Genomic DNA, 16,416 nt, shown 5'->3' with positions numbered 1-16,416 from the left:
CACAGCACGATGCGTATCGGAGTTCTCACCGCAGGCGGCGACTGTCCCGGCCTGAACGCAGTGATCCGGTCGGTCGTGCACCGGGCCATGACCGGATACGGGGACGAAGTCATCGGATTCGAGGACGGTTTCAAGGGGCTGCTCGACGGCCACTTCCGTCCGCTCGATCTCAACGCGGTCAGCGGCATCCTGGCCCGCGGCGGTACGATCCTGGGCTCGGCCAGGCTGGAGCGCGGCCGGCTGCGCGAAGCCGCCGAGAACTGCGCCGAGTTGGCCCAGCGCTACGGGATCGACGCGCTCATCCCCATCGGCGGCGAGGGCACACTGACCGCGGCCCGGCTGCTCTCGGACGCCGGAATGCCCGTCGTCGGTGTCCCCAAGACCATCGACAACGACATCCACTCGACCGACCGCACCTTCGGTTTCGACACCGCCGTCACGGTCGCCACCGAGGCGATCGACCGGCTCAAGACCACCGCCGAGTCCCATCAGCGGGTGATGGTCGTGGAGGTCATGGGACGGCACGCGGGGTGGATCGCGCTGGAGTCCGGGATGGCGGGCGGCGCGCACGGCATCTGTCTGCCCGAGCGGCCCTTCGAGGTCGACAGCCTGGTGAAGATGGTCGAGGCGAGGTTCTCGCGCGGGAAGAAGTTCGCGGTGATCTGTGTCGCCGAGGGCGCGCATCCGGCCGAGGGCTCGATGGAGTACGGCAAGGGCGAGATCGACCAGTTCGGCCACGAGCGCTTCCAGGGCATCGGCAACCGGCTCGCGGCGGAGCTGGAGCGCCGGATGGGCAAGGAGGCCAGGCCGGTGATCCTGGGCCATGTCCAGCGCGGGGGCACCCCGACGGCGTACGACAGGGTGCTCGCGACCCGGTTCGGCTGGCACGCGGTGGAGGCCGTGCACCGGGGCGAGTTCGGGGGAATGACGGCGCTGCGGGGGACGGCGGTGGAGATGGTGCCGCTGGCGGAGGCCGTGACCCAGCTCAAGACGGTCCCGGAGAACCGTATGTTCGAGGCGGAGAGCGTCTTCTGAGCCTCCGAGCAGCGTGAACGGTACGAAAAGGTTTCCCCGGAGCTGGATGAACGTATCAGGCCCGGCGCACCCCGGCTCAGTGGGGCGCTGAGATCCAGCGGTACTGCAACTCCGGGCGCCCGACCTGCCCGTACTGCGGACTGCGCACCGCGCGCCCGTGGGTGACGAGATGTTCGAGATAACGGCGCGCGGTGATCCGCGAGATCCCCACCCTGACGCCGGCCTCGGCGGCGGTCAGCCCGGTGGGCGAATCACGGAGCGTACGGGTCACCGACTCCAGCGTCGGCGCGCTCAGCCCCTTGGGGAGCGAGGACGGCTGCGGCGCCCGCAGCACGCCCAGCGCCCGGTCCACCTCCTCCTGACCGCTGGCCTCCCCGGCCGCCGCGCGGAACTCCGCGTACCGGGTGAGCCGGTCACGCAGGGTGGCGAAGGTGAAGGGCTTCAGGACGTACTGGACGACACCGAGCGAGACGCCCTCCCGTACCACCGCGAGATCGCGCGCCGAGGTCACGGCGATGACATCCGCGTGGTGTCCGCCGGCCCGCAGCGCGCGCAGAAGCTGGAGCCCGTGCCCGTCGGGGAGGTAGAGGTCGAGGAGGATCAGATCGATGTCCGTGCGCTCCAGCAGCCGGGCGGCCTCGGCGCGGGAGTGGGCGACGCCCGCGACGGTGAAGCCGGTCACCCGGGCGACATAGAGCTGATGGGCGTCGGCCGCGACCGGATCGTCCTCGACCACCAGCACCCGGATCGGCCCCCGCGCCGCGGGACCGTCCCGCTCGGGGCTCACCGGGCGGCCTCCGCGCCGGTGGGCGACGGCACCGCGGCCGCGTCGGTCGAGGCCGCCGTGCGCTTCCCCAGCGGCAGCCGTACGGTGAACTCCGCGCCGCCCTCCGCGCCCCGCGCCAGCGCCACCGTTCCCTGCGCCCGGTGCACGGCCTGCCGTACCAGTGCCAGACCGAGCCCGCGCCCCGGGCCGCGTGTCGACCAGCCGCGCCGGAACACCTCCTCCATGTCCGCCGGGTCGACGCCGTCCCCCGTGTCCCGTACGCCGAGGACCAGTTCACCGCCGGCCGTGCCGTCGACCCGTGCCGTCACCGTCACCCGCGCGCCCTCGCCGCCCTGCGCCGCGTCCACGGCGTTGTCGATCAGATTGCCCAGGATGGTCACCAGATCGCGTGGCGCGAGCGCCGTGGGCAGCACCCCGTCGTCGATACGGCTGTCCTCCGCGAGCACCAGCTCCACCCCGCGTTCGTTCGCCTGGGCCGCCTTCCCCAGCAGCAGCGCCGCGAGCACCGGTTCACCGACCGCGCCGACCACCCGGTCGGTGAGCGCCTGGGCCAGCTCCAGCTCCGCCGTGGCGAACTCCACCGCCTGCTCCACCCGTCCCAGCTCGATCAGCGAGACGACCGTGTGGAGCCGGTTGGCGGCCTCGTGCGCCTGGGACCGCAACGCCTGGGTGAATCCCCGCTCCGAGTCCAACTCCCCGGAGAGCGCCTGGAGTTCGGTGTGGTCGCGCAGGGTGATGACCGTGCCGCGCCGCTCCCCGCCCACCACCGGCTGGGTGTTGACCACCACGATCCGCTCGGCGGTCATATGCACCTCGTCCACCCGTGGCCCGGAGGCGAGCAGGGCGCCGGTGAGGGGCGCGGGGAGGCCCAGTCCGGCGACCGGGCGGCCCACGGCGGAGTCGTCGAGACCGAGCAGTTCGCGGCCGGCGTCGTTCATCAGCGCGATCCTGCGCCTGCCGTCGAGCATCAGCAGTCCCTCGCGTACGGCGTGCAGCGCGGCCTGGTGGTAGTCGTGCATCCGGCTCAGCTCCGCCGCGTTCATCCCGTGGGTGTGCCTGCGCAGCCGGGCGTTGATGACATACGTACCCAGACCGCCGAGCGCCAGTGCCGCGCCCGCCGCCAGCGCCAGCAGCTTGACCTGCTGGGTCACCTCGGAGGAGATCCGGTCCACGGTGATGCCCACGCTCACCAGCCCGGTGATCCGCCCGTTGTCCCGCACCGGGGTGACCGCCCGGATCGAGGGGCCGAGCGTCCCCGTGTAGGTCTCGGTGAACGTCTCGCCGCGCAGGGCGGGAGCCGTACGGCCCAGAAAGGGCATACCGATCTGCGCCGGATCCGGGTGGGTCCAGCGGATCCCGTCCGGATTCATGATCGTGATGAAGTCGATCCCGGTGTCGTGCCGCACCCGTTCCGCGTACGGCTGGAGCAGGGCCGTCGGATCGGGCGTACGGATCGCGTCCCGTACAGAGGGCGAATCGGCCAGCGCGTACGCCGTGGCCAGAACTTGCTTGCGTGCGGTCTCCGCCGCGTGGGCACGACCTGTGATGTACGCGAACATCGCGCACCCCGCCACGACCGCCGCGACCAGCACCACCTGCATGGCGAAGAGCTGGGTGGCGAGGCTGCGCGGGCGGGGCAGATGCATGGGGCAAGTCTGCATCGCCGCATTCACATGAACGAAATGAACGTAACCGTGACCGGGGTCACATGCTGATGGATAGTCGCCGGGACCCCTCGGACAGGGACGGGGGAATCGCACGGAACGAGTCAAGGAGGACCCGTGGCCGCACGCCGGGACCGCACCCATTATCTGTACATAGCGGTGATCGCCGCCGTCGCACTCGGCATTCTGGTGGGCTTCGCGGCTCCTGGTGTGGCCGTCGAGCTGAAGCCGATCGGTACCGGCTTCGTCAATCTCATCAAGATGATGATCTCGCCCGTGATCTTCTGCACGATCGTGCTGGGCGTCGGATCGGTCAGGAAGGCCGCGAAGGTCGGTGCCGTCGGCGGGCTCGCCCTCGGTTACTTCATGGTGATGTCGACCGTCGCGCTGGCCATCGGTCTGGTCGTCGGCAACATCCTGGAGCCCGGTTCCGGTCTGCACCTCACCGAGGCCACCCGCGGCGCGGGCGCGGCCCAGGCGGAAGGGGCGAGCGAGTCCACCGCGGACTTCCTGCTCGGCATCATCCCGACGACGATGGTCTCCGCCTTCACCGAGGGCCAGGTGCTCCAGACGCTGCTGGTCGCGCTGCTGGCGGGCTTCGCGCTCCAGGCGATGGGCGCGGCGGGCGAACCGGTGCTGCGGGGCATCGGGCACATCCAGCGGCTGGTCTTCCGTATCCTCGCGATGATCATGTGGGCCGCGCCGGTCGGCGCGTTCGGCGCGATCGCGGCGGTGGTCGGTGAGACGGGCATCGACGCGCTGAAGTCGCTGGCGATCATCATGATCGGCTTCTACATCACCTGTGCGATCTTCGTCTTCGTCATCCTGGGTCTGCTGCTGAGGCTGATCGCGGGTGTGAACATTCTCTCGCTGCTGAAGTACCTCGGCCGTGAGTTCCTGCTGATCCTCTCGACGTCCTCCTCGGAGTCGGCGCTGCCGCGGCTCATCGCGAAGATGGAGCACCTGGGCGTCAGCAAGCCCGTCGTGGGTATCACCGTGCCCACCGGCTACTCGTTCAACCTGGACGGCACGGCCATCTATCTGACGATGGCCTCGCTCTTCATCGCCGAGGGCATGGGCGACCCGCTCTCGATCGGGGAGCAGATCTCGCTGCTGCTGTTCATGATCATCGCGTCCAAGGGCGCGGCGGGCGTCACCGGCGCGGGTCTGGCCACCCTCGCGGGCGGCCTCCAGTCGCACCGGCCCGAACTGCTCGACGGCGTGGGCCTGATCGTCGGTATCGACCGCTTCATGAGCGAGGCCCGCGCGCTGACGAACTTCGCGGGGAACGCGGTGGCGACGGTCCTGGTCGGCACCTGGACCAAGGAGATCGACAAGGAGCGGGTGGACGAGGTCCTGGCGGGCCGGATCCCGTTCGACGAGAAGACGCTGCTGGACGAGGGCCACGGCGAGGGCCACGGCGAGTCCCCGGCGCCGGCGCCGGAACCCGAGCCGGAGAAGAAGACGGCGGCGGTCTGACCCGGACCTTCACGTCCAGACCTTCACGACGACCCCGGCCGGGGCTTCCCCCCTCCCACCCCGGCCTGCCCGCCGGGGCTCCCCCCAGCCCCGGCTCCCCCGAGACCGGCCCGCACGGAGACCTTCCGTACGGGCCGGTCTTCATCTGCGCGCACCGCACCGCACCGCGCCGAGCGCACCGCACCCCGCACCCCGGAGGCGGTCTCGGCCGAAGCGCATCCCGCACGGCGGAGGCGGTCTCAGCCGAAGCGCGGTCCGGACCACGGCCCCTCGCCGGGAGGCGCACCGTGCCGTTGACGCCAGGGTGTTCACATCCGTAGCCTCCATTTCCGTACGTAGATGGCATCCGCGTAGGGAGACGATCACATGGCGCGCCCCACCGCCCGGACGGCAACCGCCGGAGTGCTCCATGGCTGACCGGGCCGGTCCGGCCATCGCCGAGGTCCGGCTCACCCCGATCCTGGTGACCGACCCGCCGCTGCTCAACACCCAGGGTGTGCACCAGCCGTACACGCCCCGGCTGATCGTGGAAGTGGTCACGGCCGACGGGGTGACGGGGATCGGCGAGACCTACGGCGACACGAAGTACCTCGAACTGGCGAGGCCGTTGGCCGAGCGGCTGCCCGGACACCGGGTCACCGATCTCAACGGCCTGTTCGCGCTGGCTGATCAGGTGGCCGTCGACGCCTCCCGGGTGGACGACTCCGTCGACGTGGGCGGGCTCAGGGGGGTGCAGACCGCCGGCAAACTGCGTCTGTCGGTCGTCTCCGGTTTCGAGGTGGCGTGTCTGGACGCGTGGGGCAAGACCGTCGGCGTGCCCGTGCACGGGCTGCTCGGCGGCAAGGTCCGCGACCGGGTCGAGTACAGCGCGTATCTCTTCTACCGCTGGGCCGAACACCCGAACGGCGCCGGGGAGACCGATGACTGGGGCGCCGCCGTGGACCCGCCCGGCGTGGTCGCGCAGGCCGAACGCTTCGCCCGCGACTACGGGTTCACCTCCTTCAAGCTCAAGGGCGGGGTGTACGAACCGGCCGAGGAGATCGCCGCGGTCCGGGCCCTGGCCGAGCGCTTCCCGGGGCAGCCACTGCGTCTGGACCCCAACGGCGCCTGGTCCGTGGAGACGTCGCTCAAGGTCGCCGGCGAACTGCGCGATGTCCTCGAATATCTGGAGGACCCCACCAGCGGTACGCGGAACATGGCCGAGGTCGCCGCCCGCACACCGGTCCCGCTCGCCACCAATATGTGCGTCACCACGTTCGCCGAGATCCGCGAGGCGTTCACGACGGGCGCGGTCCAGGTGGTGCTGAGCGACCACCACTACTGGGGCGGGCTGCGCAACACCCGTGAACTCGCCGCCGTCTGCCGCGTCTTCGGCGTCGGGCTGTCCATGCACTCCAACACGCATCTCGGGATCAGCCTGGCCGCGATGACCCATGTCGCCGCCACCGTCCCGAACCTCGACTACGCCTGCGACAGTCACTACCCCTGGCAGACCGAGGACGTCATCACCGACACCTCGAAGGAGCGGCTGACCTTCGCCGACGGCCGCCTCGACGTCCCGGACGCCCCCGGGCTCGGCGTCGAACTCGACCGCGACCGCCTCGCCGTACTGCACCGGCGCTGGCTGGACGACGACGGCACCCTGCGCGACCGCGACGACGCCGCCGCGATGCGCGTCGCCCACCCGGAGTGGACGACGCCGGCGGTCCCGCGCTGGTGACCGCCGGCGTACGAGCGTGAGAACGGGGCCCGGACGGTGTCCGGGCCCCGTTCGTGTCCGTCACCTCACCCGTGCGGGCGAGACCGGCGGAGATGGCCGGAGCCGGTGACCGGAGCCCGTGGCCGGAGGAAGGCCGGCTCCGCCGTTACCAGGCCACCGGCAGCGTGATCGGGAAGCGGCGGATCGTCGCCGTGTCCCAGCGCACCTCCTCGACCGGCACCGCCAGCCGCAGCCGTGGAAAGCGGTCCACCAGCCCCCCGATCGCGGCCTCCAGCTCCACCATCGCCAGCGGCGCGGCGATACAGCGGTGTCCGCCCCAGCCGAAGGTCATATGCGGAGTCGGCGTACGGTCCGGGTCGATGACGTCCGGGTCGGTGAACCGCTTCGGATCGCGGTTCGCGGTCAGATACGACACATGGACGAAGTCGCCCGCCCGGATCGTCACGCCCTCGATCTCCACGTCCTCGGTGGCGATCCGCGGGATGCCGACCCCCTTGCGGAACGGGATGAAGCGGAGCAGCTCGTCCAGTACCCGCGTCAGCTCCTCGGGCCGGTTCCTCACCTGCTCCATCAGATCGGGCCGGTTGAGCAGGATGTACGCGATGTTGCTGATCTCGCATGTCGCGGTGTCGTGCCCGCTGAGCATGAGCGTCAGCGCCATGACCGCCAGATCCTGGTCGTCGAAGGCGTCGTCGCCCTCCTTCGCGGCGGCCAGCGTGCTGATCAGATCGTCCCCGGGGCTGCGCCGCCGCTCGGTGACCAGCTTCCCGAAGTACTCGCGCAGCGCCGACTTCGCGTTCGCCGCCGCCTGTTGGGTCTCCGGTCCGGTGGAGAGCAACTGGTGCGCGTACTCCTGCATGCCCGGCCGGTCCTCGGGCGCGATGCCCAGCAGCTCGCAGATGGTGTGCTGGGGGAGCCGGTCCGAGAGATGGCTCACCAGATCGGCGGGCGCGCCGTGCTCGGCCATCTCGTCGAGCAGTCCGGCGGCGATGCCCTCGACGGCGGGCCGCATCCGGTCCACATGCCGCTTGGTGAACGCCTGCGAGGCCAGTTTGCGCAGCCGGGTGCTCCGGGGCGGGTCGATCACATTGATCGACTCCGGCGAGACGATCGGCTCCGGCGTCAGCCGCGGATAATTCCGCCCGGTGATCGCCGCTCGGCTGAACCGGTGATCGGTGGTCACCTGCCGCACCCCCTCGAACCCCGTGACCAGCCACGCGTCCGCGTCCCCATAGGGCAGCCGGATCTTGGTCACCGGATTCCTGGACATCAGTTCTGCGAGCAGGGGATCGAATTCCAGGCCCTCGCTGAAGTCGAACGGACAGGTGGTCGTTTCGCCGATCTCGGTCATCGCGTACTCCAGGACGGGCACGTTCGGTATGAACGGTGCGGTTGTCAGCGATGCATGATTACCTCCCCCATTTCGCGTATATACCCCAGGCGCGGCAAATGGGTATCCCGCCACCCGTTGGAGTGCCCGCCCCGATGCCCGCCCCCTCGCGCGCCCTCACTCCCGCCGGCGCTACGGCGAGAAGGTGCCACGGACCTACTCCGTCGGCCGTCGGATGCTTCACTTGCCGATGAGGTGACATATCGCCGCATCAACGCGACTTTGTGTGCGAATCCGAGGGAGGAGGGTCTGATGACGGTCTTACCGACGCGCGGGACCGCGGAGGGCGGGGACGACGAGGAGAAGGACAAGCTCCCCGGCCGGCCCTGGAAGCCGATCCTGGAACCGCATCCGGACGGCGAGTCGCCCGAAGGGGATGGGAAACACCGCAAGTGACACTCATGTCTGAGCAGGAGGGCCGCGCCGGCGATGAGTTGACGCGGCATCTCCTCGAACTCGGAGTTCTGACGCCCGAGTGGGCGAAGGTGTTCCGGGCCGTGCCCCGGTCACTGTTCCTGCCGGACCTCTTCTGGGCGTACGACACGAGCACCGGCCGCAGCGAGCCTGTGGCCAGGGACGATGATCCCGCGGGCTGGGCGCGGGCGGCGTACGAGAATATTCCGTTGATCACCCAGTGGGACGACGGGCGGCACGCCGGTACCCAGCCCGGAGACAAGCCGACCAGTTCGGCAAGTATGCCGTCGGTCGTCGCGTCCATGCTGGGGGATCTGGAAGTCAGCGAGGGCATGCGGGTGCTTGAAGTGGGCACCGGCACCGGCTGGAACGCTGGACTCCTGGCCCACCGTCTGGGCGGCGCCGACGTCGTCAGCGTAGAGATCGATCCGGCGGTCGCGGCGCGCGCGTCGGGAGCCTTGGCGCGAGCCGGAGTCGCCCCGCTGGTGGTGGAAGGCGACGGCCGGGACGGCTGGGCGCCGGGAGCGCCGTACGACCGCGTGATCGTGACGGCAGGCGTACGGGTCATCCCACCCCGCTGGCTCGAACAGACACGCCCGGGTGGCGTCATTCTCGCCCCGTGGGGCACCCACTACACCCACCAGGACGGACTGGTTCGGCTGACCGTGAGCGAGGACGGCCGCGCTGTCGGTCCCTTCCTCCGCATGGTGGAATTCATGAAACTCCGGGACCAGCGGCTCGACTGGAACCAGTTCGTGGGCCATGTCAAGGAGTTCCCCGGCGACGCCGATGTCTCCAGTACGGCTCTCACCGCGGCCGACGTCGGAGGCCGCTACGACACGGCGGACTTCGTCGCGGGCCTCTGCGTACCCGACTGCGCCCACGTCGTCAATCAGGGAGACTCGGATGAGCCGGGCGACGCGAGGGCCTGGTTCCTGGACATCCGCAGCCGCTCATGGGCGGCCGTGGTCTTCACCCCCGGGGCCGCCGAAGCCACCGTCCACCAGTCCGGGACCCGCCGCCTCTGGGACGAGGTGGAGCATGCCCTGACCTGGTGGATCGACCGTGGCAGACCGGAGTACGACCGCTTCGGACTCACCGTGGACCGCGACGGAAGCGCACGCCCGTGGCTCGACGCCCCGTCAAACATCCTGCCGTTCACCGGACCGTGACCGCGGTCAGCAGCCGCGCCGCGCCACAGCGCGAGCGCGCCGACCAGCCCTCGCGCATTCGCTACGGGCGCTTCGCGCGATACCGCGAGAAGCCGTGGGCCGTCTCGACGAAGGTGAATCCGGCCTTCACAAGGACCCTGCCGGAAGCTGTGTTGTCCACCCGGTGTTTGGCGTGCACGGTGGAGACCCTCAGCGCGTCGAAGGCGAAATTCATCAGGTCGAGCACGGCGGCAGTCGCGTACCCCCGCCCCCAGCTGTTCCGGCGCAGGATGTAACTCAGGACGCTGTCGTCCTTGACCACATCGAGCTTGACGACACCCACCAGGTCGCCGTTCACGTCGATACCGAAGACGTAGCGAAGGCGCGGTCGGTCCGTGGACCAGGCCATGGCCCTGTGGATGTATTCCATGGCTTCGACTTCGCCCATCGGGTCACGGTCCAGGAAGCGCACCGACTCGTAGCCGTAGCTGGCTTGGACGGCTGACCTGTCGTTCGGCTTCAGTTCACGGAGTACGATCACGCTTCCGCCAGTGCGGTGCCGAGCTCGGCGGCCGTAGGACGGTCGTCCGGGCCGGACAGAAGAACCGCGCGGAGTACGTTCTGGAGCGTTGGCCACGGGGTGGCGGAGTCCAACGGGATCGTGCCGGTGGCGATGGCCGTCCGTCGCGCGACCGGCCCCGCGTCCGGGCGTACGCCGACAGCGGCGTAGTCCAGTGGCCATCTTCCCGTCGTGCAGGTCCAGAGCGTACCGGCGAGGGCGTACACATCGGCTGAAGCGGCCGGCTTCACCGGCTGTGGGCCGTGGGTGATCCACGCCGCGAGCTCCGGAGCCACCAGATGTGTGATGCCACCGTAGAACTTCGGCCAGGGGGCGTCGCCTTCATGCCACGTCCATGCGAAGTCGATGAGTCTGGCACCACTCCGGGTGTGGATGCCGTGGGAGGGCTGGAGATCCCCGTGAACCCACCCGGCGACGTGGAGACCGGCAACGGCGCGGCACAGTTCGACGGCTCCCGCGAGCGCCTGACCGCGGCCGAGAACGTGGGTACAGCGGTCCGGGCCGTCCCGGATCGACTGGAAGAGCTGAAATGTGGATGGCCCGTTCAGCCAGGGTGTGACGTACCAGACGCCTCCCGCGGCTCGCCCCGCCGTGACGGTGTAGCGGGGGAGCTGGTCGAGGACTGCCGCTTCCCGCGCGGTGGTCTCCGCGCCCTCCCCGTAGCCGAACTTGACCGCCACGGTGGCTGTGGCACCGGCCGCCTTCCATACGGCGGACCCGCGCCGGTCAGTGATCTCCTTCAGCTCAACCGGACCACAGAGGTACTCCGCTGCCTTCAGCGCCTCTTGGGGGCAGGCAGTGAACTGGCCCATTCCCGTACCACCTTCCACTCGCACGGCATATGGGCGAACACGTCGTGGCCGTCGTCGTCGGCCGTGGCCACCGCCGCTGAGAGGTCAGGGGTGTCCGTCAAGAACGCGGGGTCACGCGGACGCACCGACGACCGTACGGGAAGGAATGAGTACGGAGCCCGTGGGACGGACCGGCCGTGTTTGTCCCACTCCTGGACGCCTCGGGTGAATTTGCCGAACATCACACCCACCGGTCCGTAAAGATGCTTCAGCGCCCAGTGCGGCCAGGCCATCAGCTCCCGGGGGTCCGCGTCCGCTCCTTCGCCGGCGGGGAGAACGACGATGTTCTCGCATGCGAGCGGGGACCGGGTTCGCCTCGCCGACGAACGTACCCACTCGGCGGCCCGGACCGCGGCATGGAACAACTCTGCCTCAAGCGAGTACCGATGGACTTCCGGTGCCATCTCGTACACCGTCCAGCACGTCATGCCTCGGGCAGTGGAGGCCTTGAGGAACGGGCAGTGCTCGTACATCGCGGTGACGTACCCGGACACGTCCACGCTCGTGGGATCCACCGACCGGGACTCGATGAGGCGGAGCGCCCCGGCGGTGGGCCGGGACGCTCTGTTTACCCCTGCGGTGATCACCTGGTGGTCCTCTTGGGCTGAACGTCCTCGTCGTCGCCGGGCGCGGGCGCACAGTCCCACTCGGCCACCACTGTGCCGGTGTCCCGGTAGTGGGCCAGGGCGTACTCGTCGACGGTGCCGTCCGCGTGGGTGAACCAGATCTCCGGCAGGGGGCCGTATGTCTCCTCGTACGCGCCGACCCAGGCGATGAGCCCGCTTCCCGCGGCCTCGATATGTGTCAGCTTTCGGCCGGCGTGCTCCGCGGTGAACGCACCCTGCGCCTCCGGCTTCTCGGCAAGTCGATGCCACACCGCGTCGATCGCGTTGGAGAACATCTCAGGCGCGGTCCGGCCGGCGTCGAACCGCCGGCCGGCAATGGCGAAGAACTTTCCCAATTCGACAAGCTCCACAGCGCCTTTGGTGGTGATAGACATATGCCCTCCTGTGAATAGACGAGTTCGGCCGACGGTGGTCGGCTCGGTTGCCGTCGAGGTTAGAGACAGGAGAAAGGCGACAGCAATGAGTGTGCCGGAATGTGCCAAGAATCAAGGGAGAGAGCCGACGGCCTTCATGATCAGGTCTTTTGCCGCCAAGCCGTGGAGGGCGAGTTCCGAAAGCACGGAGAACGTCTGGATGTACATGCCGATCTCCTGTGGATTTTTGACACTGAGATGAGCTGAGACGAGCTCGACGTTTACTTCCTCCTCATCGAAGACGAAGAACCCCTCGACCGGCCATAGGCTGCTGCGATCGGTGTCCATGGGGATGATGCCGAGACTCACCGAGGGAAGGGACGCCGCCACCAGCAGGTGGTCCAGTTGTCCAGCCATGACCTCCGTGCCGCCGACACGGTGGCGGAGGGCGCTCTCCTCAAGGATGATCGCGAAGCGATGGTCTCCCTCATGGAGGATGTGCTGTTTCTCAACACGGACTCGGACCGCCTGTTCCACATCGTCGATGACATGGCGACGATCGCGGATGGATTTCAGCAGCGCCTCGATGTACGGAGCTGTCTGTACGGGTCCCGGGATGAGCCAGGGTGAGTAGACACGAAAGCGCCGGGTGCGTTCCCACAGCGGAAGTACGGATTCCTGGGCGCGTTTGAGTCCGGTCTGTTCCATGCGACGCCACTCGACGTACAAGCCGTCGATACCACGCGCTGTGGTCACCAATTCCTCGGCCAGCTGCGGGACTCCGCAGTGAAGTGCCCACATTCGAAGGTCGGCTTCCGAGGGGCGTCGGATTCCGCTCTCGAAGCGTGAGCACTTCGATTCATGCCAGTCGGCTCGCAGGGCCAAGGCGCGCGCCGTCAGTCCGGCGTCCTTCCGGATCTCACGCAGACGTCGGCCCAGGGCTTTCGTGGCCTCTTCCACGCTGGATGACGGTGACGACGAGCAGGACGGACGAGGTTGCCGTGAAGATCTCATGACCCGAGGCGAGTGTGGTCCGGACGGTTATGCGGTCGGCTCATAATCCTCGTGCGGTGTACCGCGTTCCCAGACGGCTTCGAAGGCCGATGCGCACAGCTTGGCCACCTCGGGGTCGCCCGTCACCTCGTGTTCCAGGGAGTCGCCGTCTCCGTCGAAGTGGTTGACGAGGACCAGGCGCTCGTCGAACAGCCAGAAGTCGTTCCCCGGAAGGGCGATGTCCGTCGCCTGGCGGCGCGGGAGCCAGCGGACCTTCTCTCCGGCCGCGACATTCAGACCGTCGGTGATCTCGTACTCGAAGCGGATGTAGTCACTGACGGGCTCGGAGACGATACGGGCACGGCGTACCTCGATACCGCGATGTGTTGCCCGGGAGACCAGTTCGAGCCAGTCGGTCCAGCGCTCTGCCGGATCGATCCGGTGTCCGGCGCTCCAGTCGACGAACGCGGGGTCCGACTTCATGTAGCCGTCGCGCATCTCAAGATGCACCGCCGAGCTACGGCAGTTCAGGAACAGCTCGTCGAACGTCGGTACCGTCGTCACCCTTCACCTCCAAGAAGAACTGCACCATGCGCCTGGGGATCTCCACCACGGTCTCGTGTTCGGGGATGTCCATCTGGGCCAGGTGCTCCTTGTCCAGCACTTTCCAGCCCTGGACAAGGTAGTTGTCCTTGACGTCGTCCAGATACACCGTGGGAGAACCCCCGCTGGGGCTCTCGGGATCCTTGCCGAGCGCGTGCAGGGCCATGAGGGGGACCTCCGTCGTCGGTTACGTCCTGTGCGGTCCACGTTGCCGTGTGCTCACCACCGGCGGCCAGGGACTTGCCAGAACTTGCCAACGGTACGGGTCGGCTGTCGGCGGCTTCATGAGCGCGGGAGGCGTGGAGAACACCGTCGCTCCCCGGCATGCCGCGCTGTTCGCACGTGTACACGGCGTGTGCAGCGCGGTCGGCTTCCGTGGTGGGCGCCGGAGTTGTCCGGTGGCCCGGTGGCAGGTGATGACCCGCTGTGGCTCCGGGCCGGTGGGCTCGGAGCCACAGTGGGGTCGCGGTGGGGCGCGACGGGAGCGGCTCGGACCGTTGGGGGACGGAGCCGGGCCGGGTCAGCCGAAGGGGATCCGGACCACCGACTGGTTGCCGGTGCCGAGTGTGCTGGTGCCGTTGCCTATGGCGTTCCAGACCTCGATACGGACCTTGCCGTTGACCAGGTTGCCGTGGGTGCCGGTGGCCGACTTGAGGCCGCTGGTCTGGGTGTAGTGCTCGTAGCCGGGGACGGGATCGGTCGCGAAGTACATATACGTCTCCGTGCGGTCCCAGGTGCCGTCGCCGGTGCGGTCGTAACTCACCCTCACCTGCTGGCCGTTGCCTACCGTCGCGCCCGAGTCGACGAAGAGGTCGAACTGGGTCGAGCCGCCGTTGTACGTCCGGGTGATACCACTGGAGGTGAAGACCTGCGGGCTGTGCGGTGTGCCGTCGTAGTTGGCGCCGCCCGCCGTGGCGACGGTGGCCGTCGTGGCGGAGCCGGAGGAGTCGCCGAGGCCGGCCCCCGTGCGCGCGTACAGCGTCGAGGAGCCCGAGGGCGGCGGGTCGGTGGGCGGGTCCGTGGGCGGGTCGCTCGGGGTCGAGCCGCCGCCCCGGGTCCAGACGCCCACGTAGTCGACGAGCATGGGACGGCCGGGCACGGTCGCCGCCGTCGGCGTCGGGCCGCCGAGCGCGTCCGGGAACGCGCCGCCGATCGCCACGTTCAGCAGCAGGAAGTACCCCGCGTGGTCCGTCATATTGGCCCAGGTGCCCGCGTCGACCTGGTTCTGCCGCACGGTGTGGAAGAGCTGGTCGTCCACGTACCAGCGCAGCTCGTTCGGTGTGGTCGAGCGGTCCCACTCGAAGCGGTAGGTGTGGAAGGCGGACTGGCAACTGGCCCCGGGGCAGGCGCGGTTGGCGCCGAGACCGGTGGTCTCGTTGCAGGGGCCGCCCGGACTCACACCGCAGTGCAGCACACCCCAGACGGAGTTGATCCCGTTGACGTTCTCCATGATGTCGAACTCACCGGTGCCCGGCCAGTTCCAGTAGTTGCCCCGGTACGGCGAACCGAGCGCCCAGAAGGCGGGCCAGTAGCCGAGCGCCGCGGTCCCGGTCACGTTCGGCATCTGGATACGTCCCTCGATACGGAGGGTGCCGCCCGTCGGAGCCTTGAAGTCGGCGCGCCGCGTCTCGATCCGGGCCGAGGTCCAGTTGCCGCCGCCGTCCCTGAGCGGGGTGATACGGAGATTGCCGGTGCCGTCGAGGCTCAGATTGGCGGGGTTCGCGGTGTAGTTCTGGATCTCGCCGGTGCCCCAGTTGCCGGGCCCGCCGGGGTAGCCGTGGCCCGTGTCGATCTGCCAGTCGGCGGCGGAGGGAAGGGTGCCGCCCGCGCCGTCGAAGTCGTCGCTCCACTGGAGGTTCCAGCCGGGAGCGGGCGGAATGGCGCCCTGCGCGCTGCCCGCGCCCGTCAGCCCGACGAAACCCGCGAGCGCGACGGCCAGGGCCATGCCCGCGGCGAGCAGGGGGGTACGGGAGCCGCCGGGGATACGCGGACGGGCGGCGGCCGTGGGCCGGGTACGGCCTCCGGTGGAACGGATGGAACGGATCGTTCCGCTGATGCGGCTCGTTCTCAAGGAAACACCTCCGGTGAGGATGGTGCCGAGGGAGATCTGAGAGCGCTCTCAGTACGTCTTGTATGACCTGCCGGGGGAGCCGTCAATGGCTGCGACCCGTCCATTTCTTGAAGGAATCGGCTTCTTGCCTTGACGTCGGCGTCAAGGGTTACCGTCGAGGACATGCGAATCGGTGAGCTGGCGGAGCGGGCCGGGACCACCGCCCGGACTCTGCGGTACTACGAGTCCCGCGGGCTCCTGCCCGCACGGCGCGCGGTGAACGGGTACCGCGTGTACGACGAGAGCGATCTGCGGCTCCTCCGGCAGATCCGGACCCTTCAGGACTTCGGGTTCGGCCTTGAGGAGACACGGCCGTTCGTCGAGTGTCTGCGTGCCGGGCACCCGGCCGGGGACGTGTGCTCCGCCTCGCTCGCCGTGTACCGGCGCAAGCTCACCGAACTGGACGGTCTGATCGACGAGCTCCGGTCGGTGCGGGCCCAGGTCGGGGCGCAGCTCGACCGGGCGGAGGCCGTACGGGCCGGGCTCGCGGCCGGCGGGGAGATGCCCGGCGGTCCCGAGCCGCGGTGCGAACTGACGGGCCAGGGGCTCACCCATGTCACTCACGAAGGGGACGAGAAATGATCAACGCGGCGGGTATCCGGACATCGGGCGCCCAGACATCGGGCGCCCAAGCGCCGGGGGCCAAGGCGCCGGGGGCCA

17 protein-coding genes are annotated in these 16,416 nt (G+C 69.2%); 6 read left to right on the top strand and 11 right to left on the bottom strand.

Annotated elements, in window-relative coordinates:
* Positions 1-9: 9 nt before the first annotated feature.
* Entirely contained in the window at positions 10-1,035 is a 1,026-nt protein-coding gene (locus tag ACWGDX_RS12135; protein ID WP_383032992.1) for an ATP-dependent 6-phosphofructokinase, read from the top strand.
* A gap of 76 nt (positions 1,036-1,111) precedes the next feature.
* Here ACWGDX_RS12135 and ACWGDX_RS12130 read toward each other — a convergent pair whose 3' ends face one another.
* Together ACWGDX_RS12130 and ACWGDX_RS12125 are read right to left on the bottom strand one after the other, a co-directional pair.
* On the bottom strand, positions 1,112-1,822 hold the full coding sequence (locus ACWGDX_RS12130) for a response regulator (protein WP_453624709.1): 711 nt from the start codon (positions 1,820-1,822) through the stop codon (positions 1,112-1,114).
* The gene (locus ACWGDX_RS12125; protein WP_453624707.1) at positions 1,819-3,468 is read right to left on the bottom strand and encodes a sensor histidine kinase; all 1,650 of its coding nucleotides are present in this window, start codon (positions 3,466-3,468) and stop codon (positions 1,819-1,821) included. Before ACWGDX_RS12125 ends, ACWGDX_RS12130 begins: the two co-directional genes overlap by 4 nt.
* A 135-nt stretch (positions 3,469-3,603) precedes the next feature.
* On the opposite strand from ACWGDX_RS12125, the gene ACWGDX_RS12120 reads away from it, so the two are divergent.
* Together ACWGDX_RS12120 and ACWGDX_RS12115 are read left to right on the top strand one after the other, a co-directional pair.
* Positions 3,604-4,965, top strand: a complete 1,362-nt coding sequence (locus ACWGDX_RS12120) for a cation:dicarboxylate symporter family transporter (protein ID WP_453624705.1) — start codon at positions 3,604-3,606, stop codon at positions 4,963-4,965.
* Positions 4,966-5,374: 409 nt separating this feature from the next.
* Positions 5,375-6,685 (top strand): glucarate dehydratase family protein, encoded by a 1,311-nt coding sequence (locus ACWGDX_RS12115; RefSeq protein ID WP_453624703.1) that lies wholly within the window; start codon positions 5,375-5,377, stop codon positions 6,683-6,685.
* 145 nt (positions 6,686-6,830) lie between these two features.
* On the opposite strand, the gene ACWGDX_RS12110 is transcribed toward ACWGDX_RS12115, so the two are convergent.
* The gene (locus ACWGDX_RS12110; protein ID WP_453624702.1) at positions 6,831-8,036 is read right to left on the bottom strand and encodes a cytochrome P450; all 1,206 of its coding nucleotides are present in this window, start codon (positions 8,034-8,036) and stop codon (positions 6,831-6,833) included.
* A gap of 291 nt (positions 8,037-8,327) precedes the next feature.
* Here ACWGDX_RS12110 and ACWGDX_RS12105 point away from each other — a divergent pair, with 291 nt between their 5' ends.
* Both ACWGDX_RS12105 and ACWGDX_RS12100 read left to right on the top strand, forming a co-directional pair.
* Positions 8,328-8,471 (top strand): hypothetical protein, encoded by a 144-nt coding sequence (locus ACWGDX_RS12105; protein WP_453624700.1) that lies wholly within the window; start codon positions 8,328-8,330, stop codon positions 8,469-8,471.
* Between the two features lie 5 nt (positions 8,472-8,476).
* Positions 8,477-9,661: a methyltransferase domain-containing protein gene (locus ACWGDX_RS12100; protein ID WP_453624698.1), complete on the top strand. Its 1,185-nt coding sequence runs from the start codon at positions 8,477-8,479 to the stop codon at positions 9,659-9,661.
* A 61-nt stretch (positions 9,662-9,722) separates the two neighbouring features.
* Here ACWGDX_RS12100 and ACWGDX_RS12095 read toward each other — a convergent pair whose 3' ends face one another.
* The 8 genes from ACWGDX_RS12095 to ACWGDX_RS12060 all read right to left on the bottom strand — a co-directional run bounded on the left by ACWGDX_RS12095 (position 9,723) and on the right by ACWGDX_RS12060 (position 15,591).
* Positions 9,723-10,181 carry a GNAT family N-acetyltransferase gene (locus ACWGDX_RS12095; protein ID WP_453624696.1) on the bottom strand — a complete coding sequence of 153 codons (459 nt, stop codon included), beginning with the start codon at positions 10,179-10,181 and terminating at the stop codon, positions 9,723-9,725.
* Positions 10,178-11,032, bottom strand: coding sequence for a hypothetical protein (locus ACWGDX_RS12090; protein ID WP_453624694.1), 855 nt, complete (start codon positions 11,030-11,032; stop codon positions 10,178-10,180). Before ACWGDX_RS12090 ends, ACWGDX_RS12095 begins: the two co-directional genes overlap by 4 nt.
* Complete coding sequence (locus ACWGDX_RS12085) at positions 10,996-11,658, bottom strand: hypothetical protein (protein ID WP_453624692.1); 663 nt, start codon at positions 11,656-11,658, stop codon at positions 10,996-10,998. The genes ACWGDX_RS12090 and ACWGDX_RS12085 overlap by 37 nt, the downstream gene beginning before the upstream one ends.
* Positions 11,655-12,071, bottom strand: a complete 417-nt coding sequence (locus ACWGDX_RS12080) for a hypothetical protein (protein WP_453624691.1) — start codon at positions 12,069-12,071, stop codon at positions 11,655-11,657. The genes ACWGDX_RS12085 and ACWGDX_RS12080 overlap by 4 nt, the downstream gene beginning before the upstream one ends.
* 111 nt (positions 12,072-12,182) lie before the next feature.
* A complete protein-coding gene (locus tag ACWGDX_RS12075) occupies positions 12,183-13,064 on the bottom strand; it encodes a helix-turn-helix domain-containing protein (protein WP_453624689.1) in 882 nt (293 codons plus the stop codon).
* A gap of 27 nt (positions 13,065-13,091) precedes the next feature.
* On the bottom strand, positions 13,092-13,607 hold the full coding sequence (locus ACWGDX_RS12070; protein WP_453624687.1) for a DUF6879 family protein: 516 nt from the start codon (positions 13,605-13,607) through the stop codon (positions 13,092-13,094).
* On the bottom strand, positions 13,561-13,812 hold the full coding sequence (locus tag ACWGDX_RS12065) for a hypothetical protein (protein ID WP_453624685.1): 252 nt from the start codon (positions 13,810-13,812) through the stop codon (positions 13,561-13,563). Before ACWGDX_RS12065 ends, ACWGDX_RS12070 begins: the two co-directional genes overlap by 47 nt.
* Positions 13,813-14,166: 354 nt before the next feature.
* Positions 14,167-15,591 carry a glycoside hydrolase family 16 protein gene (locus ACWGDX_RS12060; RefSeq protein ID WP_453624800.1) on the bottom strand — a complete coding sequence of 475 codons (1,425 nt, stop codon included), beginning with the start codon at positions 15,589-15,591 and terminating at the stop codon, positions 14,167-14,169.
* Positions 15,592-15,879: 288 nt separating this feature from the next.
* Between ACWGDX_RS12060 and ACWGDX_RS12055 the strand changes: the two genes are divergently transcribed.
* On the top strand, positions 15,880-16,338 hold the full coding sequence (locus ACWGDX_RS12055; protein ID WP_453624683.1) for a MerR family transcriptional regulator: 459 nt from the start codon (positions 15,880-15,882) through the stop codon (positions 16,336-16,338).
* Positions 16,339-16,416: the final 78 nt, after the last annotated feature.

The sequence above is a fragment of the Streptomyces sp. NPDC055025 genome, assembly GCF_053608565.1.
This window is presented reverse-complemented; position numbering and strand designations above follow the sequence as displayed.